The organism is Fibrobacter sp. UWH9, assembly GCF_900129715.1.
GTDB lineage: Bacteria > Fibrobacterota > Fibrobacteria > Fibrobacterales > Fibrobacteraceae > Fibrobacter.
Genome location: NZ_FQWP01000028.1, coordinates 11,449 through 34,205 on the forward strand (window position 1 = coordinate 11,449; position 22,757 = coordinate 34,205).

Sequence of the window (22,757 nt, forward strand, 5' to 3'; positions counted from 1 at the left end):
TTCTGAAAGTCGTTCTCTTTTTTTTGCAAAAGATGATTTAGGTCACGAACTATTGTGCCTGATCGTAAACAATAGTTTAGAATTGGAGCCTTATGCTGTTTTTGTTTTGTCCTTGGGCAGAACAAGATTTAGAATTACCGCTAACACAAAAACCACAGCCACACAATTCTCTGCAAAGATGGTCTGGATAATTTGGGGGAATTCCTTGAACATGCCAGTTGCCTGGGTGAAGCCTAGGCCTACGCTAAGGGAGAGGCTGGTAATGATCATGTTACGCTGGCTAAAACCGCTCTTGGACATCATGCCGAATCCTGCAAAAAGAATGGATCCGAACATCATGATGGTGCAGCCGCCAAGCACAGCCTGGGGGATAGTTGTAAGCAACGTTCCCACCGGCGGGAAGATACCGCCCAGCAACATGATGACTGCTCCTGTAGCGATGGTGAATCGGTTCACGACGCCGGAGAGGGAAGCCAGGCCCACGTTCTGACTGAAGGAGGTGATGGGGGTACAACCGAAGATACCGGAAATTGTGCTGACAAAACCATCGCAGGAGATGGCGCCTCCCATTTCGACTTTGTGGATTTGACGCTTGAGTGCGCCGTTCACCAGGGCGCTAGAATCGCCCACAGTTTCTGTCGCAGAAACCAGGAAGATGGCCACCACAGAAAGGATGGGGCCCAAGTGGAATTCCGGAGTGAAGGGGAGTATCTTGGGAAGGGCGATGATGCTGCAGTTGGATAGTCCCGAGAAATCTACCATGCCCATGCAGAGGGCGAGAATGTAGCCAACAATAAGGCCTACCAGTACAGAAAGGGACCTGAGAAAACCCTTGGCGAACACTTGAGTGAGCAAGCAAGTGAGCAAGGTGACGCTTCCTACAATCCAGTTGTGGGTGGCACCGAAGTCCGCAGAACCCTGGCCGCCGGCGAAGGAATTTGCACCGATAGGCAAGAGAGAAAATCCGATGGCCGTCACCACGGTTGCAGCGACGATGTGGGGGATAAGTTTCAGCCAGTATTTTGCACAAAGACCAAGCAGGCCTTCGACGATACCGCCTACAATCACGGCGCCCATGAGGGTGCCCATGCCTTGGGTGGTGGCAATGCCGATGGAAACGGAAAGGAAGGTAAAGCTGATGCCCATGACGATGGGCAATCTGGAACCGATTTTCCAGATGGGGAAAAGCTGCACCAGGGTGCCGATACCTGCGATGATCATGCAGTTTTGAACGAGGGCCGCAGTCAGTCCCTTATCCAGGTTTACAACCCCGGCAAGGATCATGATGGGGGTTATGTTGGCGACAAACATGGCTAGCACATGCTGCAGGCCGAATGGTAACGCCTTGAGAACTGGAACGCGACCGTCCAGCTGGTAAATGTTCTCTGATGAATTGTTCATACTGTTACCCCAGTTTCAAATTTGTATTCTGCAACGGCAGTTCCGGCTGTTCGCGGAACTTGATGGTCTGAGTTTCCCAGTCCATGGATTCGACGATGGCGATGGATTCTACGCGGTAGCCTTCGGCGCGGAGTGTTGCGCCTCCCTTCTGCTGACCCTTTTCGATGGCGATGCCGAGACCTGCCACGGTACCGCCGGCCTGATGGACCAGGTCGATGAGGGCGTGGGCTGCGGCTCCATCTGCCAGGAAGTCGTCTACGATGAGGACTTTATCGGTTGCCTTCATGTAGGGCTTGGAAATGAACACGTTGTTCATCTTCTTGTGGGTGAAGGAGTAGGCCTGGGCAACGTACTTGTCGTCGGTGCTGTTTGCGGTCTGACTCTTCTTGGCGAAAACCACGGGTACGTCGTAAAGGTGGCCCAGCAAAGTGGCGATGGCAATACCGCTGGCTTCAATAGTCAGGATCTTGTTGATTTCCACATCGCGATAGCGACGCTGGAATTCGTAGGCCATCTGGCGCATAATATCAACGTCGATCTGATGATTTAAAAAACTGTCAACCTTAAGGATGTTGCCTTCCTTAATGTTGCCGTCACGGAGAATTTTTTCTTCTAGAAAGTTCATGCGGGAAAATCTAGGAAAATCTATATTTGACCTTATGGCAAATTCTCAAAGGCGCACCTTTATAGCGATCGACTTGAAGTCCTTTTTTGCCTCTGTGGAATGTGTCCTGCAGGGGTTGGATCCGTTGAAGGCGAACTTGGTGGTGGCCGATGCCAGCCGTACTGAAAAGACGATTTGCCTGGCGGTGAGCCCGAGCCTGAAAGCTTACGGAATTCCTGGCCGAGCCCGCTTATTCGAAGTAATCCAGAAATTAAAAGAGGTGAAACGTCGTACAGGTGTGGATGTGGATTACATTGTGGCTCCGCCCCGCATGGCGAAATATGTGGAATTTTCTACCAAGGTTTATAACGTCTACCTAAAATATGTGAGTGCCGAAGACATTCACAATTACTCCATCGATGAATGTTTTTTGGACGTTACCCAGTACCTCAAACTTTATAAGAAAACGGCCCGGGAATTGGCGAAGACCATGGTCCAGGACGTACTTGAAACTACGGGTATAACCGCAACGGCGGGAATCGGCAGCAACCTTTACTTGTGCAAGATTGCCATGGATATTATGGCCAAGCATGTAGATGCCGATGAAGACGGAGTCCGCATTGCGGAACTGGACGAAATGAGTTTTCGCAGGAACCTGTGGAATCATCGTCCTCTTACCAGTTTCTGGCAGATTGGCCGCGGGATTGCGGAACGTCTGGAAAATTGTAACCTGAATCGCGGTCGTGGAATTTATACCATGGGTGACCTTGCCCGTGTAAGTGTCAAGAATGCCGATGCCCTTTATAAGATGTTCGGCATTAATGCCGAAATCCTGATTGACCATGCCTGGGGCTATGAACCTTGTACCATTGCCGAAATCAAGAAGTACAAACCAAAATCCAACAGCATTGGTGGCGGCCAGGTTTTGAGCTGCCCCTACACGGCAGAAAAGGCCCGCATTGTCGTTCGCGAAATGGTAGACTCCCTGACATTGGATTTGATAGACAAGAATCTGGTGACAAACAGTCTAACCTTGATGATGGGCTATGACCGCGAAAATGTGGACAAGGGAATTTATGTAGGCCCCACGGTTATCGATAACTACGGACGGGAAATACCGAAGCCCGCTCACGGATCTGCAAATCTGGGCCGCTATACTTGTTCCCAGTCCGCTATTGCCGAGGCGGTGATGAAACTGTTCGACCGGATTGTGAATCCGAAGCTGACCTTGAAACGTCTGAATCTTGTGGCTAACGATGTGCTGGACGTGAGTTACGAGGAAGTGGACCTTTTTACCGATGTTGAAAAGCAGGAGAAGGAAAAGAAACGCTTGAAGGCGGAACTGCTGATCAAGAAACGCTTTGGCAAGAACGCCATTATCAAGGGCATGGACTTGCAGGAAGGAGCCACTACGGTGGAACGCAATGGACAAATCGGAGGTCATCGTGCCTGATAACTACGAAGACATTATCAATTTGCCTTACCCGCGGAACGACTGGAATTTTCTCATCAAGCATCCTCGCATGTCTATTGAAAATCGTGCGAAGATTTTTGCTCCCTTTGCCGCCCTCCGCGGCCATAGCGATGCCATTGCGGAAACTGCCGAAAAGAAGCTGACCATCCGTCAGGAAGAACTGATGGAGGATTCCCGCATTGAACTGGACGAGGCGTTGGCCGCCTTGTCGGAACGTCTGCAACGTGGTGAACATCCGACAATTCGTGTCAGTTATTTTGTGCAAGACAAAATCCTTGCTGCAGGCGTAGGGACCTACAGAGAAATTGAAGGTCTTGCCGCCAAACTGGACTTGAATACGGCAACGCTCCAAATTGTAGATACAAAAATTCCACTGAATGATATCCAGTGGATTAAGTTTGCTTAAGTGGTTTTGAATTATCCCATGGAGTTGGTCACGTTCTTGGTGGCCATGACAATCTTGTCGGGGTCGCTTTTCAGTCGGTAGAAGAGGAACTGGCTGTAGCTAATGCCCTTTGTGTTGTGGAAATCCGGCGTGGTGCGGAACAGGATTGAAGTCTGTTCCATTTTTTCAAGTTTAGAACGTACATTGCTGAAGTCCATGAATGCCGTTAGACGATCCTGGTCTTCGGGAATAACATATTTCTGGATGAACCATTTGACGACGGCATCGTAGTCAAGAACCTTCATGGCTGTAGTGACATTTTCGACGAGCGAAATATTCTTGTACAGCTGAACTTTCTTGGAGGCCAGTTCAATTCGGCAGATCATGGTGTAGTTCTTGCTGAGACCTTCGATAATCTGATGTTCGAATTGCAAATCGCGAACTTGTTCCAGTCGGGCGGCACGGCCATGGTCCACCAGTTCCAGGATGAATAGTGCCTTGGACGGTTCCCCATCAATTTCTTCGATGGTTCTGAAGGTGGCCTGATGCCAGTGTCCGGCGATGGTCTTGTATTCGTAAACGAGACTCTTGTTCTTTTTCAGATCCCTTTTCAGGAACTGGATGTCAAAGAACTGGGCTACGATTTCCTTGTATTCGGGATCCACCAGCTGAATGGTGTCGTTCATGATTCCGGTAAAGGTCAAGGACTTGGGGGCGTTGGATTTTGCCAAGGTTTTTAAGACCCAGTAGCTGTTCTTTTCTAGGTCGATGGTTGCCATCAGGGCGTAAGAATTGGAAAGGCTGCGAAGGATGGCGTCAATTTCGCGCTTGTAGCTCAGTTCTGCAATGCCGCGCTTGTATTCGGGATGCTTCTCGTAGAAGGCTTCCTTGTCCTTATACATCTTGGTTTCGGCATCGCGGGCCACGTCTTCGATATGCTTGGGATTCTTGCTCCAGCTGCAGCCGATGGAGGCCTGGGGAACGGGATCCTTGCTCAGGTAGGCATGGAAGTTGTCGGCCAGGAATTGAACGTCTTCCTTGTCGCTTCCGTGGATCACGATCAGAAATTCGTCGCCGCTGATTCGGTAGATGAGTTCGTGCTTGAAATTTTCGACCAGCTTGCTGGTGAAGGAACGCAAGAAGTCATTGCCGGCGGCATGACCGCGAGTGTCATTAATCAGCTTGAGACCGTTTAGGTCGGCAAAAATCACGCCGATACTTTCTGGCTCCTGCTGGCTTGCGTAATTGCGGCACTGGGTCTGATAAGAGTAAAAGTTATTCAATCCGGTTAGAGTGTCATACTTGCAGAAATGCTCCAGTTCACGCTGCACTTCCATCTCGTGGACGTAGGAATCGTGAATGTCCTGGACAAACAGCCATGTGGACTGGTTCTTGTCGGTGTAGTCATCGGCCTTGATGATTTCCATGAACACCCAGCGGAACACGCCGTCGGTCTTTCGACGGTATCTTAGGCGGAAACGGTCGTTTTCCTTAAAGAAGCTGCGGAGGGAATCCAGGGTCAGCCTTGTTCGGTAGATATTTTCGTCTGCTTCGTAGATATTTCCCCTGTCGGCGAACATCATGAACCATAGAGAAATGCTCTTGATGTCGTTTTTCTGCTCGTCGGGGGTCTCTGTAGGGAGAATTTTGACCACTTGATAGGTATCGTCCGTCAAATTGACTTTCAAGACCTTGTAGTAGGTCTTGGCCAATGCGGAGATAGCGTTTGAGATATCGATAGTGGACATATATTAAAAAATATAAATGATTTTTTTTGATTTACTACCTTTGTGATATGCAACCCATAAGAAATATTGCCATTTTGGCCCACGTCGATGCGGGAAAGACGACCCTTTCCGAGCGTATTCTTTTTGCTGCCGGTGAAATCCGTAGACCGGGCAAGGTTGAAGACGGCCTTGCTACCATGGACTACATGCCCGAGGAAAAGGAACGAGGCATCACTATCGAAAGTGGGGTGGCTCATTTCGAGTGGAAAAATACCTGGTTTAATTTTATCGACACTCCGGGCCATGTGGATTTCGGCGCCGAAGTGGATATGGCCCTTACGGCTGTGGAAGGGGCTGTGCTGGTGGTGAGTGCTGCCAGTGGAGTGGAAACTCAGACGGTTGCCGCCTTTAAAAAATTACGGGCCGCAGGTGTGCCGACCATACTGTACATAAACAAGTTGGACAATCCTGATTATTCTCTGGACGAGACCCTCATTAACGTAGAAGAGATCCTGGGTGTGCGTCCGGTGCTGATGACGGTTCCCGAATATGAGAACGGTCAGATGGTCAGTGTGCTCGATGTGCTGAGCAAGAGTCGCTTGGTCCATTCAGACCGTGGCGAAGAAGTGGTGGACTCCGCTGATGTTCTTTCTGAAGGGTCTTCCTCTGAACGAAGTGAAGGATCTAGCGGTTCCGGCGCCGATTTGCTGGCCAAGCATTATAAGGAAGCGGTAGAATTCGCTAGCAACTTCGATGATGAAGTTCTGGAATTGGCCCTTGAAGGTAAGCCGGTTCCGCCCAAGGCTTTGCTTCGCGGTCTTAAAGGTCTTGCCCTGGATTCCGACTATGCGCTTTGCTATGCGGGTTCTGCCATGGCGGGCTTTGGCGTGCGCAGTCTTGTGACAGCCTTGAGCTTTTTCTTGCCCGAGGTTCCGCAGTTTGATGAACGGGAATTAGGCCAGGTTATCCGTCTGCGTCATTTCAAGGGCGTGGGGGAGATTTCCCTGTTCCGCGCCCACTGCGACATGGAGCGGAAGGAATGGCCTGCAGGTTTTGAGTTCTCACGTTTGAAGGCCAACCTTCTGATTCCCGTAGAAGAAATCCGTGCCGGTGACATTTACGCCATGCGTACACCTTTTGAAACGGAGTTGGGTCAGGTCATTATGCGGGATGGCCATCTTCTGCAAGACGAAGAAGATTCGAAGGGCGAAAACATCCGCGACCGTTACCAGCCCTTGTTGCAGACCCGCGTAGAATGTCTTGCTACTGACGACTACCATCATGTAGAAAAGAGCCTGAATACCTTGAGCCGCATGGATCCTAGTTTCCGCGTGGTTCATGACGATGGTGGCTTCTGGTATCTGCATACGGTTGGCGAAGTCCAGCTGGATGTTCTGCTGGCCCGTCTCCGTCGTGAATTCGGTTGTGAAGTTCAGGCCGGCGATCCCGAGGTCCGCTGGCAGGAGCGCCTGTCCCATGAAGTGGATGCTGTAGAAAATTCCTTCCAGCTTGGCCCCCATAAAATTAGCATTAAACTATCTGCGTCCCCCATTCAAAATGATGTGGTGGAAAATTCCGCAGAGCTGCCCCAGAATCACGACATTCGTCTAACCGCAGAATTTTTGGAAACGGCTCCTCGCGAGATTCTTGCCGGTGTCCGTTCCGCACTTCTGGAAACGGCTGAAATTGGTGTGCTGGGAAAGGGCCCCCTGGTGGGTGTCCGCTTCGAAGTCCTGGAATTCAGCTGGACCGAAAATGCCCTGCCGCCCATGATCAAGAAGGCTTGCGCCGATGCGGTTACCAAGCTTTTCAAGCCGTCCGACATTAAACTTTATGAACCGGTCATGGAACTTTCTTTGGAATGTCCGGTGAACTTTGCCGGTAATATTACCAGCGATATTCAGGCCCGTGAGGGAAGGGTCAAGGAAATCGGTGGCGATGGACGTACCCACTTCCTAAAGGCGGATATTCCCCTGCGGAAGATTTTTGGATACGCTACCAACGTGCGCAGCATTAGCAAGGGGACGGCGTTGTACAGCTTGAAACTGCTGGGCTATCGACCCTGTGTTGAATAACTCCGCTGTTAGCTGCGTGCCATCTTGGCGCGACGTCTGAAGTGCTCAATCAGCGGGGCCACGGTTTCCTTGAAGTCGTCGTGGGTCTCGATGCGAACAAAGTCAATGGACATGCGCTGGAATAAATCCTTGGTCTGCTTTCCCTGACGCTTTGCCTCTCGGGCGAAGGCTTCGCGGAAGGCGACGTCTCCGGTGTCAATGAGCAAGGTTTCGCCGGTTTCGGGGTCTTCCAATTCCACAAGGCCTGCAGGGGGCAATTCCATTTCGCGGGGGTCCACCACGGAGACTGCAAGTACGTCGTGGCGCTTGCGCAGGATCTTGAAGGCGTTCTCGAAACCTTCATCCAAAAAGTCGCTCATCACCACCACAACGGCCTTGCGATTCAAAATCTTGCCGGCATATTCCAGGGCTACCTGGGTATTGGTGCCGTGGTGCTGGGGCTTGAAGTAAAGAATTTCGCGAATCAGGCGCAGTACGTGCTTGCGGCCTTTTTCCGGCGGAATAAAAAGTTCTACCTGGTCGGTATAAATCAGCAGGCCCACCTTGTCATTGTTCTTGATGGCTGCAAAAGCCAAAAGGGCCGTGAGGGTGGCCATGACTTCGCCCTTCATCTGCTTTCCGCTTCCGAATTCGGAACTGCTGGAGGCGTCAACCATCAGCAGCATGGTCATTTCACGTTCTTCGATGAACTTTTTTACGTAGGGGGTGCCGGTACGGGCCGTCACGTTCCAGTCAATGGTTCGCACGTCATCGCCAGGCATATATTCACGGACTTCGCTGAATTCCATACCATTTCCCTTGAAGGAACTATGGTAGGCGCCGGTCATGACCGTGTCCAGCGTGCCGCGAACGCTCAATTCAATACGGCTGACGGTTTTTAGAACTTCTTTATCAAGCATTTTAATCTCGTTTTACGGGGAGTAATATACAAAAACTCGTTGGTCGAGAAAAACACAATTTTTTTGTTAGACATTTTGCCGGTTGAAAACGATATACATAGCGAGGTTAATTATGGATCCTGAGGTTAAAATTGTTGGTTTTGGCGAAATTGGCTCCGAAATTGCGGTTTCCGTCGGCAAAAAGGTGGTACAATTGGGGTTGTCGGGCGTGGAATGCTACCTAGAAAAAGAATCCGCGGATATGGAATTCGTCATGGACCGCAATGAGTGCGGCTTGTTGCTTCTGGTGGCAGGCGCAGATTGTAACTGTGAAACCTCTGTGGTAAAAATGGGTGAAAGGGCCTTGAAAAGTGGGGTTCCTGTTGGCGCCTTTGTTGTAAGTCCGTCTTTTGACGCCGAAAAGGATCGCTCTCTTCTTGAACAGTCTGTGGATTTCTATCACGTCATGAACGATGGTGAGTGCGCTGCGGAACGCATTGTGAATTTTGTGCAGATGTTCAAGAGCCGCGGAATGATTATGGTGGATTTCGCAGATTTCCTGGCTGTAATCAAGTTGAATAGGCCGCGCCGCCGTTTGACTTGTCTGGAAACTTGCGGAAATGGTGAAAAGTGGATAATCAACTGCGCCAAGGAACTGACTGAAACTTTTAAGCAACAGGGGCTTGACTCCAATGGATTCCTTGTCCAGATCGAGCATGACAAGAGTTTGACCCTTGAGGAATACAGCGAGGCTGTTGAAAGCTTCTACGATTCCGGGTGCGCTAAGGATGATACCAACATCATTATATCGGACATTACAAATGAAAATGCTGAAAAAAGTGGCCGCATTCGCATGTGGACCGTGTAAGCTGTACTTTAAATTGCGAACTTTTTTGTTGAACCTGAAATACAGTAGAGAAAAATGACTACAAGAGACAAGCTGATTGAAATTTTTGAAGACACTCTGAACATGATTCAGGAAAACGCAGCCCTTAAGAAGGCTGTAGAAGTTTCTGGGGAAGGGGCTAAGCTCTATATGGAAGGTGAACCTGTGGAAATCTCGCCCTGTGCTGCAGGCGAAAGCTGTGATTGCCTGGCTGCCGAGGGAACCCCATCGGAAAATTCTGGCGAAAAAAATGCCTCTGCAGACGCCGCGGTTTCTGTCTCCCGCCACCGCACTTTTGAGGCGGCTCAAAAGTTGAAGGCAAAGTTCCCGGGAAAGCGAATTGCAGTGCTGAACTTTGCCTCAGCTACAAGCCCCGGCGGCGGCGTGACCGATGGTGCCTTCGCTCAGGAGGAATGCCTGTGCCGCTGTTCCACTCTTTACCCTGTCTTGACCCGTCCGGAATTCGTCAAGAATTATTACCGCTTCCATCGCAAGCGCAGCGACCACCTTTATACTGACGCCTGCATTTATGTTCCCAACGTGGCCATTATCAAGAGCGATGTGGAGGAACCCAAGCGCCTTCCCAAGAAGGACTGGACCATGGTTGATGTAATTACCTGCGCCGCTCCAAATTTGTGGTTTGCCCCTTGGATCCTTAGCGAAGAGGAACTGTTTGAACTTCACTTGAATCGTGGCGAAAAGATTATCCAGGTTGCTTTGGCCAATAAGGCTGAGATTCTTGTTCTGGGGGCTTTCGGCTGTGGCGCCTTCAGGAATGACCCTCGGGTTGTAGCGAAGGCATACCGCCAGCTGGTCGAAAAATACAGGAACCGTTTTGTTGCCATTGAATTCGCCGTTTACTGTAACCAGTACAGTTTGGCCAATTACGAAGCCTTCAAGAATACCATGGTGTAAAATACTTCTTTGCGCTAGACAAATCCTTTGCCCCATCCACATATTTCACCTTTTGTGTTGTGGTGAAAAGGCCTCCGGTTTTTTTGGCCGGAGGTTCCTTTTTTTAATAGCAAGTTTTTTTGTAGGAGAATCCACTTCGTGAATAATGCGTGTATATTAACAGCAAGAAGGATAATTTCATGCCTAAATTTTACTGCAAACTTTGTGGACTCTCGTTCCCTACAATCTGGGCTATGACTCATGCCCGTTGTTTGAAACGCCCCGCTTTTCTAAAACAGGTTAGAAGAAACTTTTATTATTTATTGTATTAGGGGAAAATTTTGTATATAGATTTTCAAAAAAAGAAAGTCTGATTTTTTATCAAGAAGGATAAAAATGAAAAAGGAAAAAGTTTATGAAGGCGAAGTTCATGACGCCGAGGAACTGAACCGCAAATCGTCCAATAAGCCTATGGACCCGCAGGGCGCATCTCCTGTGTGGAAGGCTCTTTCCGTGGTTATTGCCATGTTGGCCCTGGCTTACGACGTCTCGCCCATTGATGCTGTTCCCGATACGATTCCTGTTTTGGGTTGGATGGACGATGTGGGCTTTACCATTATGGCTGCCTTGAACGCCTACCAGCAATTTGCCAAGAACCAGGATGCCCTCATGGTCAAGCTGGTCAAGTACATCAAGTGGATGTTGGTGGCCCTGATCCTTTTGGCCGGTGTTGTTGTCGGTGGGCTAATCACCCTGATTGTCCACCTGGTGACGCAAGGGTAAAAATGAATCCCCGCAGAAGAATTCTGCGGGGATTTTGGTTTTACGGAGTTATACGGGAATTTTTAGAACCCCATGGTTCTGCCGGCCTTGTCGTCCTTGCAGCGCAATTCCTTGCGGAGTTCGGCTTCGATGCGGTCGGGAGTCTTGCTGCTGGTGGGGAAGTAGCGAAGGCGTCCGTTGACGGCGTTGAAGTCGCCGGGGGTGAGCATGGGAATCTGTGCCACGGAATCGGGGCAGACGGTATCCGGGAAGAAGACGTTCCAGATGTGACGTACACCGGCGGGCTTCAGGTAATCAAAACCCAGCTTCAGGGAGAAACGGCGGGAACTTGCCGGGTCCAGATGCTTTTCGAAGTTGGTGGCCGCCACAAAGATTCCCTTGAAGTTTTCCATCTGGGTCAGCAGTTCGTTGACCTTGCTGACTTCGTGGTTCTGGAATGCTCCGGCACGGTCATTCAGCAGGCTGTCTGCTTCATCGAAGAACAGAATGGACTTGGTGCGATTGGCTTCCTCGAAGGCGGCGGCAATTTGGGCTTCGGTCTGGCCTACAAACATTCCAAGCAGGTCGCTGGCGCGCTTGATAATCAGGTTGCGGCCGAGGGCGCGGGCCATGTAGCGAACGAATTCTGTCTTGCCGGTTCCCGGAGGACCGTAAAGCAGGATGTTCAGGGAGTTGGGCGCGTCATCTTCTTCCAAGGTGTTCCAGACCTGATCGTAGTTGTGAACCACTTCCATAATTTCTTGAGTGGAACCTTCGATGTTCAGACCTTCCAGGGAGTAGTTGGGAGCATGGCTTTCGACGTCCTTCAAGTTTCCATTGCGGATTCCCATGAGCTGTGTATGTGCCTTGAGAATTCTGGCGACCGTCTTGTAGCTGTCTGCAGCACCGGTGGCTCCGCAGTCTATAAGACTCTTGGTGCGCTGTACGGCCAAGGTGAGGCCGCCAGCCATGGCAGGATATTCCACCACAAGTTTCAGCTTTTCTTCGTCGGTGAGCAGGCTTTCTGCTTCCTGGGCTTTCAAAACGGAATTCAAGACGCTCAGACGTTCATCTTTTGCCAAAGGCTTGAATGCCATGGAAAAGTCGAAGCGTCGGCGGGTGCTGTCTTCTACCAATCCCGTCTTGTTGGAAATCCAGATGACGGGTGTGTGCAATGTTTCAAAGAAGTGATTCAGTGAACCTTTTTCGCCAAAATTCAGCACCATGTCCGCTTCGTCTACCAGGATAATTCCAGGATTCTTTTCGCAATGCCAGTCGGCCAGGGTGACGGCACGAAGGCGGTACTGCAGAAGATTGTTGTTGCGGGAATCCAGACGGCGTCCGCCGATTTCTTCGTCATCTACATCAATGCTGACTTCCCATAGGGGAACATTAAGTTCTGCGGCTAAAGCCTTTGCAAGCTCTGTCTTGCCGGTGCCGGGAACACCGTACAGCAAGACGTTCAGCGGGCTTTTTCGGTCATGGTTCTTGAGCATGGTCAACAGCAGGCGGGCATCGGGGTTTTTGCCCTGGAGCTGTTCAAAGCTGACGGTGGCCGGTTCTGCTGCAGAAAATGCCTTCATCTGGGCACCATCGCTGTAGCCGCTCAGATACTTGCAAACTTCGTTGGGCAAATCCAGGTTGTCGCTCAGCAAATTCAATCGGCTCAGGGCGCTGTTCTTTCCCAGAAGTTCCGTGATGCGCTCCGTCGAGAAACCGGTGGCGCGGGCGATGTTCATGAGGCTATTCACATTGTTGTCGTTGTCGCGGAAACGGCGGTGACGCAAAATGGAACGTTCCGATTCCTGGATTTCAAGATCCGGGCTGTCGCGGAGCCAGAGGTACAAAAGCATTTCCAACTCATCATCGTTAAGGCGATAAGTATCCTTGACTTTCTGGACCCTTACAAAAGAGGAATCGTTCTTCTTGACGCCCTTCTTGATAGTGCTCATGGCATAATTGGTGAAATGTTCGCCGATGGTACGCTGCAGTTCCTGGAAAAGGGTAGGATGCATGTCGTCGGAATCCGTATTGCTGATGACCTTCAGCAAGTTGTTTACCGCCTTGACATGACAATCGGGCTTGTCTTCATCGACGAATCGCTTGATGGCGCGGAGGAATGTTCCGCTGCAAATGTCGGTTCGGAAACCGTCATCGTCATCGTCGTCATCTGCGTCTGAATTGAGCAGGGCCTTGAGTGCTTCGGCATCGGATTTCTTCCTGGAATTCTTTGCCTTGGATCCCTTCTTCTTGAGCAACGGGATGAACATCTTGACCACGTCTTCCGTGAACTTCATGGTGTGGGATTCGTCCATGAGGCGGATGGCCACGGACGTGTTGATGCATTCGGGATTCTGCTGCAGAATTCGAATCCAGTACTCCAGAATTTTCAGTGATGAAAAGACTACCGGATCCGGGCGCTTGATTTCGCCGCCCTTTTCCAGCTTGGAATGGATGTTGTTGAAGTACTTGGTGCTGCTGATGTTGCTGTTTGTGTTGACTGTCATAAAACCCTTGATATAACCCTGTCTGAAAACCTAGAACGGGGATCCCCTCCCCACGAGAGTATATCGTTTTGAGTTTTATAATTGTATACTGGAATTGCAGTTTTTTTTGGTGTGACTGCAAAAGAAGAACGTCTAACTAAAAAGGGTATTAAAAAAGGGAATAGCGCTGGCTACGTCCGCCCTTCTTTTCGGCCTTGAAAACGCCTTTTTCTATTAGGGACTGAATGTCTCGCAAAGAGGAGTCGTGGCTTACATCTGTAAGGGCTGCGGCTTCCTTGACTGAAAAAGGAACGCTCAATGCGCCTGAAAGGGCTGCTTCAAGTAAACGCCTTTCACGGGGGGTGAAGTCCATCTGGCTGAACTTCAGACGGACCTGCATATTCTTTAATGCTGGCGCAAGTTCTGTCAGACGTCTTTCAATGGAGTCGCGCAAGTTTTTAAGGAAGAATAGAATCCATTCCGTAAGGTCGCCGTTGCCTGCCTGGGCTTGGGATAGAATGCGCCTGTATTCGTCGCGGTGTTCTGCGAAAAGTTTGTTCAGCGGGTATTGGCATCGGGCGGTTTCTTCGCTGCGGGCCAGCAACATGGCGCTGAGGGTGCGGGCGATTCGTCCGTTGCCGTCGTCAAAAGGTCGAATGGTCAAGAACCAGAACTGGGCAATGGCTGCCTTGATGGCTCCGTCTACAGAGGCGGTCTCGAACCAGTTCAGAAAACGTTCCATTTCGTGGGGGATACGGTCTGGACTCACGCCGACGAAAGTGCGGTTCTTATCGCCGTCCTGAAAGCGGATCGAACTTTCCTTGCTGCGGAATTTGCGGACCTTGTTTTGTCCGATGGCGGCATGCCATGCGAAAAGGCGGTCTTCTGTAAGAGGCGAGTTTGCGTTCTGCAGCGCGCCCAGAATATTTCGGACGGCGTCTACGGCGCCATTTCTCTTTGCGATTTCCTGCTTTATCTGTTCTGCGTCGAGGACGTATCCATCCAGTGAAAAGTTGGCGGCAATGTCCTGCGCAAGAATGGACGTTTCTTCTTCTGATGAACTCACCAGGTCTGCGGTACCGACCAGCTTACCCTCCAAAAATCGGGTCTGGCCCAGAGCGTCGGCAACACTTTGGTGGTTGTAACGGAAGTTAGTCCAGTCGGGATATTGGTGGATGTAAAGCATTGACGAAAAAATATTAAATTTTAACCATGCAGAAAATTGATACTTGGTATAAGGCACAGGGCTACTGCCCGGTAGAAGAATATGAAATCGCAAGCTACCTGCTTTTTGAAGCCGGTGTTGCTACTCTCGAAGAATTGGATCCGGTGGAAGATGGTCGTACCGACTTCTGCTTCTATACCGGCGATAAGGAAGAACGCGACCGTATTGTGGCCGAGTTCCCCCAGTATCATTTTGAAGTCACCGAAGAAGAAGCCAAGGATTGGGACAAGTGGTGGCGTGACCGTGCCCAGCCTGTTTCCGTGAGCCCCCATCTGGTGGTGCGTCCGCCTTGGGTTGAATATACTCCCGAAGATCCGAAGACCGTTGTTCTGGAACTTGAGGCGAAGACCGCCTTCGGTACCGGCGAACACGATACCACCAGCAGTTGCGCCCATCTGATGGAAGAAATCGATTTCAACGGAAAGACCGTTCTGGACATCGGTACGGGTACTGGCATCCTGGCTATGTTCGCCCGCCGCAAGGGTGCAAAGCTTGCCGTAGGAACCGAAATCGATCCGCTGACTATTCCCTGCATTACCGAAAATTTTGAACGTAACGGCTTTGATCACAGCGAATGCGTGCTGGGCTTTTTGGATTCCTTCAAGGATGGCGTAAAGTTCGACGTGCTGCTCTGCAACATGATCCGCAGCGAACTGTGGCCCATGCGCGACGACATGGAAGACCTGCTAGCTCCCGGTGGCCAGATCATCATTTCCGGCCAGCTCCTGACCGAAAAGGACTACATCCTGAAATGGTTTGAAGAAGCCGGCTTCACCATCCAGAAGGAAAGAATTTCTGGTGAGTGGTGGAGCGTGCTTGCACGCTCCTGAGTGAGACGCTGAGGGTGTTTGTATAAAGAAAACTACCGGCTAGGCCGGTAGTTCCGTAAAAGCCTTCTGGCGGTCATGGGAGAAAGAAATCCTTTGATTAATATTGAAATGCGGTCTGCAAGCTGCATCACAATAAAATCAAAGGATATAAAATGAATGATAGAAATAAATCGACTGCTCATACCACATGGAATTGCAAGTACCATATTGTGTTCGCGCCTAAGTACAGAAGGAAGATTCTCTACAATCAGAAAAGAGAACTTGTGGGAAGAATTCTTAGAAAATTATGCGAATGGAAAGATGTGGAGATAATTGAGGCTGAAGTCTGCCCTGATCACATTCACATGTTGGTTGCCATACCGCCGAAACTTTCCGTTTCGAGTTTCATGGGGTATTCAAAGGGCAAGAGCAGTCTAGAATTGTATGACATAATCCCGGAATTGCAGAATAAGTACCGGAATAGGGTATTTTGGTGTCGAGGTTACTTTAAAATGATGCCTTTGGGGGCTTTTTCTAAAAAGCGTATTTTGCGCTAGTTTTAAAGTTCAAGCCGGACTTGTCGAATTCTCCACTTCCTAGGAGTGTCATGGAAAATTCTTCTTCGATGGCGAGGTTTGGGTTGATTTTGTAGCTCGCACCTGCGAAGACGTCGATACCTGTATCTCCCTCTTCACCGAGATTGTGGGCGCCGTCAATTCTAGCTTCGCCATTGGTATCGGAAATGTTCCAAGAGACCTTGCCGCCTACGAACCAGATGAAATTAGGATTCTTGTTGAAGTCCAGCTCTGTGGCCACCAAAACTTGAGATCCCCTTGTGACATCTTCTGTGTCGCCGTAGTAAGTCTCGCTGCTGACTGCGAAAAAGCTTTTGTAACCGACTTCATTTCCCCATGCAAAATGCCTGTTCAGGGTAAAGGCTTTTTGAATGCCCAAGTAGATGTAACCGGGAGCGAATTCCTGGGAGTCAAAGGGAATGGCCAGGTCGACAAAGGCCCCGAACTTTCTTGTAAACTGGTAACGGACGCCCAAGACGGGATTCATTAATCCGGAGTTGGTGGGAAGTTCGTTGTCGCCATAACTCTCAAGATCCAGGGGAATTTTATCCCCGGAGACAAAACCGATATCCATCAGGGAAATTTCGAAAGAGGATCCAAGAACATACCTTGCACCCAATCCGAATGCGATGGGGTTATCACCTGTGCCGAGGTTAAAACTTGCCTTTACCTGAAGGCCCTTATCCGATTCCTGAAGAGGGAAGTATCCCCATGTGGCAAAGGACAGGCTTGCACCGAGGAGTGTAGAAACGATGATCTTTTTAGACATGGGAATATCTCTCTATCTGGAATTAGGATTAGTTTTCGGGCTTGTAGTAGTTGTTCGGGTTGATGTTGCTGCAGGGCTGGCATCCGCAAGTAACGCATGCGCAGGGAGTGCAGGCAGGAACAGGAACTTCCTTGATTTCGGTCTTTACGGGAAGAGGCTTCTCTTCAACCTGTTCGGACTTCTTCCAGGCAATGCTTTCGTTGAGGGTCAGCGGAGTGTAGGCGATTGCCAGACCGGAGTACTTACAGCTGTAGGTCTTGGTAGAACCCCTGGTAATTTCGGTTTCTTCCATGTGGACGTTGATCATGTCGTCTGCATCGGGGTAGAGCTTGGTGATGAACTTGAAGAATTCCACAGCGGAGCAGGGACCGTCTGCCTTGGTGGCTGCCATGCCCAGAACATCGATACGTTCGTTACCGTAAGCTTCGAAGGCGGCGTTGCTTACCGGTTCGATGGGGCTGATAACCTTAGTGTTGTTGCTTTTGATCAGTGCACAACCGGAAAGCATGAGAGTGCTGAGAGCAGCGAGTAAAAGAGCTTTGATTTTCATAGTGAATACCTTCCTTTCGTCTTATCTTACGTAGAAACCGTTAGTTGCGGCTTCAGTTTCTGCAGGCTGTTCAGCTGCTTCGGTATTTTCGTAATCCTGATTTTCGGGCACTGCGGTGGGTGCGACTTCTGCCGGAGCTTCTTCAATAACGGTCTCGCTCTTTTCGGCAAAGAGGGCGCGCCACTGCTTAGCTTCTTCCGGAGTCACGATCTGGTAGTTGACGGCCAGTGCAGAGGACTTACAGGAATAAGTGGTGTTTGATCCGGAAACCTGTTCCGTTTCTTCCATACGGATGTTCACCAGGTCGGAGACGTTCTTGTACTTGGCGCTGGCGGACTTGGCAATATCAGCCAGGGAGCAGCGGTCTTCGGTCTTGACGAACACGGGACCCAGGGTCTTCATGTTGGCAACACCCTTGGCACGAAGATGTGCGGCCTGTTCGTGGTTAAGGGAGTTGATCTCCGTGACTTTGATGGATGAACTGGAAGCGCAGCCGCTCATGGCGATGGCGGACGCTGCAGCCAAGGTGAGTGTGACAAGTTTATTCATTTCAATGGATCCTTTGTAAAGAAAACTTTAACTGTTAATATAGTTTTGTAATGTTTTTTTAGGAATACCATATGAAAAAAAGCCTTTCGGATTTCCCGAAAGGCTTTAAAATCATCTACCGAATCTTCGTTTTGACGTGAAGTGGACGGGGCTATCGTCTCTTCTACGGGGGGGATTGTTCGTGTTGCTTCTTTGCTGACCGAACTTATTGCGGGAGCCATTGTCGCGACGATCATCAGGACGGTAATCGTCCCGTCGACCCTCACGGCGTTCGTGTTTTGGAGTCCAGGTCTTGTCTCCAAATTCGGCCTGTCTGCGTTCGCGGCGGGCGGAGTTTTCCCAGCGGCCCTTCTCGCCAGACTTTTGCGGGACGATGGAAAGGCTGCTGCGTTCGGCTCGCTTCTGCAAATCCTTTTCGCGGAATTCCGGATTTTCTTCACGTTCCTTGCTGGGGCTGAAGCTCTTACCTTCGGCGATAGCCGTGCGGCTTAAAAGGAGACGTCCGATTTTGCCCAGTTTGAGGCGTTCCAAGGTGGCGCGGATCTGCGGGCGGTTCTCAGGAATGTACCAGAAGAAGAACTGCTTCTGACTCTTTTTCTGTTCCGGAGTTTTTGCCACATACAGGGGCGTTCCATCCGGTTTCATTTCGGCATAGAACATTTCCGTGGCGATGGTCATGGGCGTCGGCGTAAAGTCCTGGACCTGCTCCAACTGGAATCCCAATTGCTTTGTTTCCAAGGCCAGCTCCGCCATGTCGGCTTCGGTACAGCCTGGATGACTACTGATAAAGTAAGGAATCAGTTGCTGTTTCTTGCCGATGCGCTTGCATTCCTCGTCAAAGAATTCCTTGAACTTGTGGAACAGCGTAAAGCTAGGCTTGCGAATCAATTTCAGAACCGCTTCCACCGTATGTTCCGGGGCCACTTTCAAGCGGCCACTGACGTGGTAGTCGATTAGGTCACGAGCGTATTCCTCGTGTTCCTTCTTGATCTTTTCATCGCAGTTTTCCTGCAAGAGCAAGTCGTAACGAACACCGCTGCCAATGAACAGGTGCTTTACCTTGGGGTGGTTGCGGACTTCGCGGTACAAGTCGATCAGTTCCCGATGACTTGTATTCATGTTGTCGCAAATATTGGGGGTACAGCAACTGGGGCGCGCACACTTTGAACAGCGGCTACGATCCTTGCCCCGCATCTTGTACATGTTGGCGCTGGGACCGCCCAGGTCCGTAATGGTACCTGCAAAGCCTTCCATCTGGGTAACGATTTCTACTTCCCGCAAAATGCTCTCGCGGCTACGGCTGGCAATAAACTTGCCTTGCTGTGCGTTAATGGCGCAGAAACTACATCCGCCAAAACAGCCGCGGTGGGTGTTGATGCTGTACTTGATCATCTCGAATGCAGGAACGTCACCGCGCTTCTTGTAGCGGGGGTGGGGGGCTCGTGCATAGGGGTATTCAAAACTTTCATCCAGTTCGCCGTATTCCATGGGCGGGTAGGCGGGGTTAATGACAACGGTCTTGTCGCCAACGTCTTGCAAAACACGGCGTTGGAACATCTTGTTGCATTCGATGTCCACCTTGTTGTAGCTCTGGATTTGCGTTTTCTTGCTGGCTACACATTCTTCGTGGCTTGGCAGGCGCAGGTCTTCCCAGGTGGTTCCCAGTTCCTTGTGCTTGCCTGGTGTGGGTAATTCGCCCTTGTTCACAAGAACCGCCGTCTGGGGGATATTCTTCAGGCTGCTAAAGGGAACGCCCTTCTTCAAAAGTCTTACGATTTCCTTCAGGGGTTTTTCGCCCATGCCGTACACTAGAATATCGGCTTCCGTTTCAGCCAAAATGCTGGGCTTCAGTCTATCGCTCCAGTAATCGTAATGGGTGACGCGACGCAAGCTGCTTTCCAGACCGCCAATCAGAAGCGGTACATCGGGGTAAAGCATCTTCACAATCTTCGCGTAAGTGTAGGTGGCGTAATCCGGACGGAAACCTGCCTTGTTGCCAGCGGTAAAGGCGTCGTCATGACGGAGGCGCTTACCAGCCGTGTAATGGTTCACCATACTGTCCATGCCGCTACTGATGGCGAAGAACAGACGGGGCTTACCCAACTTCTTGAAATCGCGAAGGTCGTCGCGCCAGTTAGGCTGCGGCAAAATAGCGACCCTCAAACCCTCGTGCTCAAAAAGCCTTGCCACCACGGCGTGGCCAAAGCTAGGATGATCCACATAACAGTCAGCGCTTATCACGATGACGTCAACATAATCCCAGCCAAGTTCGTCCAGGTCTTCTTTGCAGATAGGTAAAAATCGAGGATCGTACATATGAAAGAAAGATAGAAAAAGTTAATTCATTCAGAGGTGAGTTTCGATGACTAATTAAAACACCAAAAGCCCCCCGCACCATGTGATGCGAGGGTCTTTTTTTTTAAGGAGGACTCTGATTGGAGTTTCTGATTACATGCTTTCCAAGGTCTTGCCCTTGGTTTCAGTAATGAACTTTGCGACAAAGAAGATGCTGATGGTGGCGAAGAGAGTGTAGAGCACATAGGTGGGGCCAACGCCAATTCCATTCTTGCCGGTGAGAACCGGGAAGGACCAGCTGACCACAAAGTTTGCGCCCCACTGAGCCAAGCCGCACACAGAGATTGCCACAGCGCGAATGCGGTTGTTGAACATTTCGCCAAGCATCACCCACATGACCGGGCCCCAAGTGGCAGCGAAGAAGGTCACATAGAGGTTTGCTGCGATGAGGGCGATAACGCCGCTTGCACCGACCAGGCTGCCGCTAGCGTCTGCACCGCAGATGAAGCAGAGGGCGAGAGTGCCGAGGGTTACTGCCATGCCGATAGAACCAATGAGGAGGAGCGGCTTACGGCCAATCTTGTCAATCAGGAGGATTGCTGCAATAGTCATGGTCAGGTTGATGCCGCTAGAAACGAGGCTCGTGAGGAAGGCATCGCTTTCACCGAAACCAACGCTCTGCCAAAGCATGGTGCCGTAGTAGAAGATGACGTTGATACCGACCAACTGCTGGAGCACTGCAAGACCGAGGCCCGCCCAGACGATGGGTGCGATACGCTTCTTGCCGCCAATCTTTTCGAAAAGGTCGCTGAGCTTTGCAGGCTTTTCGTTCTTGAAAGTTTCGTGAATCTGGTTGATTTCTGCATCCACGCCTTCAGAGTCAATCTTGGCCAGAACTTCCTTGGCTTCGTCCAGACGACCCTTGCTTACCAGGTAGCGGGGAGATTCCGGAAGACGGAGGGCTGCGAGACCATAAAGAGCTGCAGGAATAACTTCCACCCAGAACATGATCTGCCAAGCCTTACAGCCGCCGATAAAGTCAGCACATGCAGAACCAGCCTTCACCACGATAAGGTAGTTGGAAAGCAGAGCCACAAAGATACCGATCACGATAGCGAACTGCTGCATGGAACCCAGGCGACCGCGAAGATGTGCGGGAGCAGTTTCTGCAATGTAGATAGGAGCGATGATACTTGCAACGCCGATGCCCACGCCTCCGATAACACGCCACATAATAAAGTCAGGAATTCCAAAAGGAACGCCAGAACCGATGGCACTGACCAGGAAGAGGGCGGCAGCAGCCAACATGCAACGGACACGGCCAAAGGAATCAGCCAGGCGACCCGCAAAATAGGCACCCACAGCGGCACCGATCAAAGCCAGGGACACAGCCCAAGCCAACTGGACGTCGGTAGCATTAAAGTGTGCCTTGAGGGCCCCGTTTGCACCGTTAATCACGGAGGAGTCGAAGCCAAAGAGGAAGCCGCCAATTGCAGCGGACAGGGTAACCAGCACAATGTGCTTGAGATTGGATGTCTTTCTGTTTTCCATGGTGAACCTCACTTGTTTTCCCTTAAACTATCCCGAGGCAAGGGGTTACGTTATCAATTATGTTTCAAAGGCACGGACTTTTGTTTCCTTGAAACATTTTTCGGCCTTTTTGTAACATTTTTTGCTGTTACATGGCGAAATTTTGCGAAAAACGCAAATTTTATGGCTATGTTCTACTAATGTGTAGGACTGCCATTTTATGTTGAATTTACTGAAAAAATACTAAAAAATGGTCTAACCCAACAAAAATTAGGTCTACACTTTGAAAGAACATAGCCAAAAATAAAAAATTTATATGTGAGCATCATTTTTACGCAGCGAGCACATTTTTCTTTTTACTACCCTTATTGTTCTTCTTGGACATAAGTCCCCCCCTATGGGTTATTTGGCATAACCCTGATTTTTGTTAAACTTTTTTGTTGAAGGTTGTAAAGAACTAGTAGTTCTTCACACAACGAATGGAATTTCCATATTTCTTAGAAACAGGAAAGTTCCTGGAAAAATTCTTTCGACTAACAGATGTCATGTACGCTTTCAAATCTGTATCAGCTTGTTGCGGCATCCAAAATTGTGATTGGACCTTTATTTCATCAAACTTATTATGTTCGTTTCCATAATCTATCCAATACCCCGTCGGCAATATCGACAAACCATAATCGTTGCTACCGAAGCCGGCGACCTTCGAGCCCATGTAATAGGCAACATCACTACCGCTCATTTCAGACAGAAGCGTCCATACATCCTCGTTCATCACATGCCACCCGTCTGGGCAAATGCCTTGATGCTGGAGAAAATTGATATATCCGTCGAGTTTTTCATTCTTATTGCTATAGTCAAACTTATTAGGACATTTTTCCGAAGC

Annotated in this window: 19 protein-coding genes and 1 pseudogene; 8 read left to right on the forward strand and 12 right to left on the reverse strand. The window is 50.1% G+C overall.

Features of this window, described 5'->3' with window-relative positions:
* Window positions 1–90: 90 nt before the first annotated feature.
* On the reverse strand, window positions 91–1,401 hold the full coding sequence (locus BUB94_RS14810) for a nucleobase:cation symporter-2 family protein (protein WP_073157859.1): 1,311 nt from the start codon (window positions 1,399–1,401) through the stop codon (window positions 91–93).
* 4 nt (window positions 1,402–1,405) lie between these two features.
* Window positions 1,406–2,026 (reverse strand): xanthine phosphoribosyltransferase, encoded by a 621-nt coding sequence (locus tag BUB94_RS14815; RefSeq protein ID WP_073157856.1) that lies wholly within the window; start codon window positions 2,024–2,026, stop codon window positions 1,406–1,408.
* Window positions 2,027–2,060: 34 nt separating this feature from the next.
* Here BUB94_RS14815 and BUB94_RS14820 point away from each other — a divergent pair, with 34 nt between their 5' ends.
* The gene (locus BUB94_RS14820) at window positions 2,061–3,458 is read left to right on the forward strand and encodes a Y-family DNA polymerase (protein WP_073238469.1); all 1,398 of its coding nucleotides are present in this window, start codon (window positions 2,061–2,063) and stop codon (window positions 3,456–3,458) included.
* Window positions 3,451–3,885, forward strand: coding sequence for a hypothetical protein (locus tag BUB94_RS16555; RefSeq protein ID WP_139260266.1), 435 nt, complete (start codon window positions 3,451–3,453; stop codon window positions 3,883–3,885). Before BUB94_RS14820 ends, BUB94_RS16555 begins: the two co-directional genes overlap by 8 nt.
* Before the next feature lie 11 nt (window positions 3,886–3,896).
* On the opposite strand, the gene BUB94_RS14830 is transcribed toward BUB94_RS16555, so the two are convergent.
* Window positions 3,897–5,612 carry a GGDEF domain-containing protein gene (locus BUB94_RS14830; RefSeq protein WP_073238472.1) on the reverse strand — a complete coding sequence of 572 codons (1,716 nt, stop codon included), beginning with the start codon at window positions 5,610–5,612 and terminating at the stop codon, window positions 3,897–3,899.
* A gap of 47 nt (window positions 5,613–5,659) precedes the next feature.
* On the opposite strand from BUB94_RS14830, the gene BUB94_RS14835 reads away from it, so the two are divergent.
* The gene (locus BUB94_RS14835) at window positions 5,660–7,666 is read left to right on the forward strand and encodes a GTP-binding protein (protein ID WP_073238475.1); all 2,007 of its coding nucleotides are present in this window, start codon (window positions 5,660–5,662) and stop codon (window positions 7,664–7,666) included.
* Between the two features lie 8 nt (window positions 7,667–7,674).
* Here BUB94_RS14835 and BUB94_RS14840 read toward each other — a convergent pair whose 3' ends face one another.
* Window positions 7,675–8,565, reverse strand: coding sequence for a DUF58 domain-containing protein (locus tag BUB94_RS14840; RefSeq protein ID WP_073157844.1), 891 nt, complete (start codon window positions 8,563–8,565; stop codon window positions 7,675–7,677).
* 112 nt (window positions 8,566–8,677) lie between these two features.
* Here BUB94_RS14840 and BUB94_RS14845 point away from each other — a divergent pair, with 112 nt between their 5' ends.
* From BUB94_RS14845 to BUB94_RS14860, 3 genes are all read left to right on the forward strand, one after another.
* Window positions 8,678–9,412, forward strand: a complete 735-nt coding sequence (locus tag BUB94_RS14845) for an FtsZ/tubulin family protein (protein ID WP_073238477.1) — start codon at window positions 8,678–8,680, stop codon at window positions 9,410–9,412.
* A 54-nt stretch (window positions 9,413–9,466) separates the two neighbouring features.
* Window positions 9,467–10,345 carry a TIGR02452 family protein gene (locus BUB94_RS14850; protein ID WP_073238480.1) on the forward strand — a complete coding sequence of 293 codons (879 nt, stop codon included), beginning with the start codon at window positions 9,467–9,469 and terminating at the stop codon, window positions 10,343–10,345.
* Between the two features lie 375 nt (window positions 10,346–10,720).
* Window positions 10,721–11,107 carry a YkvA family protein gene (locus BUB94_RS14860; protein ID WP_073238486.1) on the forward strand — a complete coding sequence of 129 codons (387 nt, stop codon included), beginning with the start codon at window positions 10,721–10,723 and terminating at the stop codon, window positions 11,105–11,107.
* A 62-nt stretch (window positions 11,108–11,169) separates the two neighbouring features.
* Here BUB94_RS14860 and BUB94_RS14865 read toward each other — a convergent pair whose 3' ends face one another.
* Window positions 11,170–13,593: an AAA family ATPase gene (locus BUB94_RS14865; protein WP_073238489.1), complete on the reverse strand. Its 2,424-nt coding sequence runs from the start codon at window positions 13,591–13,593 to the stop codon at window positions 11,170–11,172.
* Between the two features lie 148 nt (window positions 13,594–13,741).
* The gene (locus BUB94_RS14870; RefSeq protein ID WP_073157813.1) at window positions 13,742–14,758 is read right to left on the reverse strand and encodes a Fic family protein; all 1,017 of its coding nucleotides are present in this window, start codon (window positions 14,756–14,758) and stop codon (window positions 13,742–13,744) included.
* Window positions 14,759–14,784: 26 nt separating this feature from the next.
* Between BUB94_RS14870 and BUB94_RS14875 the strand changes: the two genes are divergently transcribed.
* Window positions 14,785–15,627 (forward strand): 50S ribosomal protein L11 methyltransferase, encoded by an 843-nt coding sequence (locus tag BUB94_RS14875; protein ID WP_073238492.1) that lies wholly within the window; start codon window positions 14,785–14,787, stop codon window positions 15,625–15,627.
* 152 nt (window positions 15,628–15,779) lie between these two features.
* A pseudogene (tnpA, locus tag BUB94_RS14880) lies at window positions 15,780–16,115 on the forward strand (IS200/IS605 family transposase); the annotation flags it as partial.
* A gap of 25 nt (window positions 16,116–16,140) precedes the next feature.
* On the opposite strand, the gene BUB94_RS14885 reads toward tnpA, so the two are convergent.
* The 6 genes from BUB94_RS14885 to BUB94_RS14910 form a co-directional block, all read right to left on the reverse strand.
* Window positions 16,141–16,950 carry an opacity family porin gene (locus BUB94_RS14885; protein ID WP_073238498.1) on the reverse strand — a complete coding sequence of 270 codons (810 nt, stop codon included), beginning with the start codon at window positions 16,948–16,950 and terminating at the stop codon, window positions 16,141–16,143.
* Window positions 16,951–16,978: 28 nt separating this feature from the next.
* Window positions 16,979–17,500 (reverse strand): hypothetical protein, encoded by a 522-nt coding sequence (locus BUB94_RS14890; protein WP_073157795.1) that lies wholly within the window; start codon window positions 17,498–17,500, stop codon window positions 16,979–16,981.
* Window positions 17,501–17,521: 21 nt separating this feature from the next.
* On the reverse strand, window positions 17,522–18,049 hold the full coding sequence (locus BUB94_RS14895; RefSeq protein ID WP_073157792.1) for a hypothetical protein: 528 nt from the start codon (window positions 18,047–18,049) through the stop codon (window positions 17,522–17,524).
* A gap of 111 nt (window positions 18,050–18,160) precedes the next feature.
* Window positions 18,161–20,365 carry a YgiQ family radical SAM protein gene (locus BUB94_RS14900; RefSeq protein WP_073157790.1) on the reverse strand — a complete coding sequence of 735 codons (2,205 nt, stop codon included), beginning with the start codon at window positions 20,363–20,365 and terminating at the stop codon, window positions 18,161–18,163.
* A 132-nt stretch (window positions 20,366–20,497) separates the two neighbouring features.
* Window positions 20,498–21,895: a sugar porter family MFS transporter gene (locus BUB94_RS14905; RefSeq protein ID WP_073238504.1), complete on the reverse strand. Its 1,398-nt coding sequence runs from the start codon at window positions 21,893–21,895 to the stop codon at window positions 20,498–20,500.
* A gap of 436 nt (window positions 21,896–22,331) precedes the next feature.
* Window positions 22,332–22,757, reverse strand: a 426-nt coding sequence (locus BUB94_RS14910; protein ID WP_217653146.1) for a fibrobacter succinogenes major paralogous domain-containing protein, incomplete at its 5' end; no start/stop codon positions are given.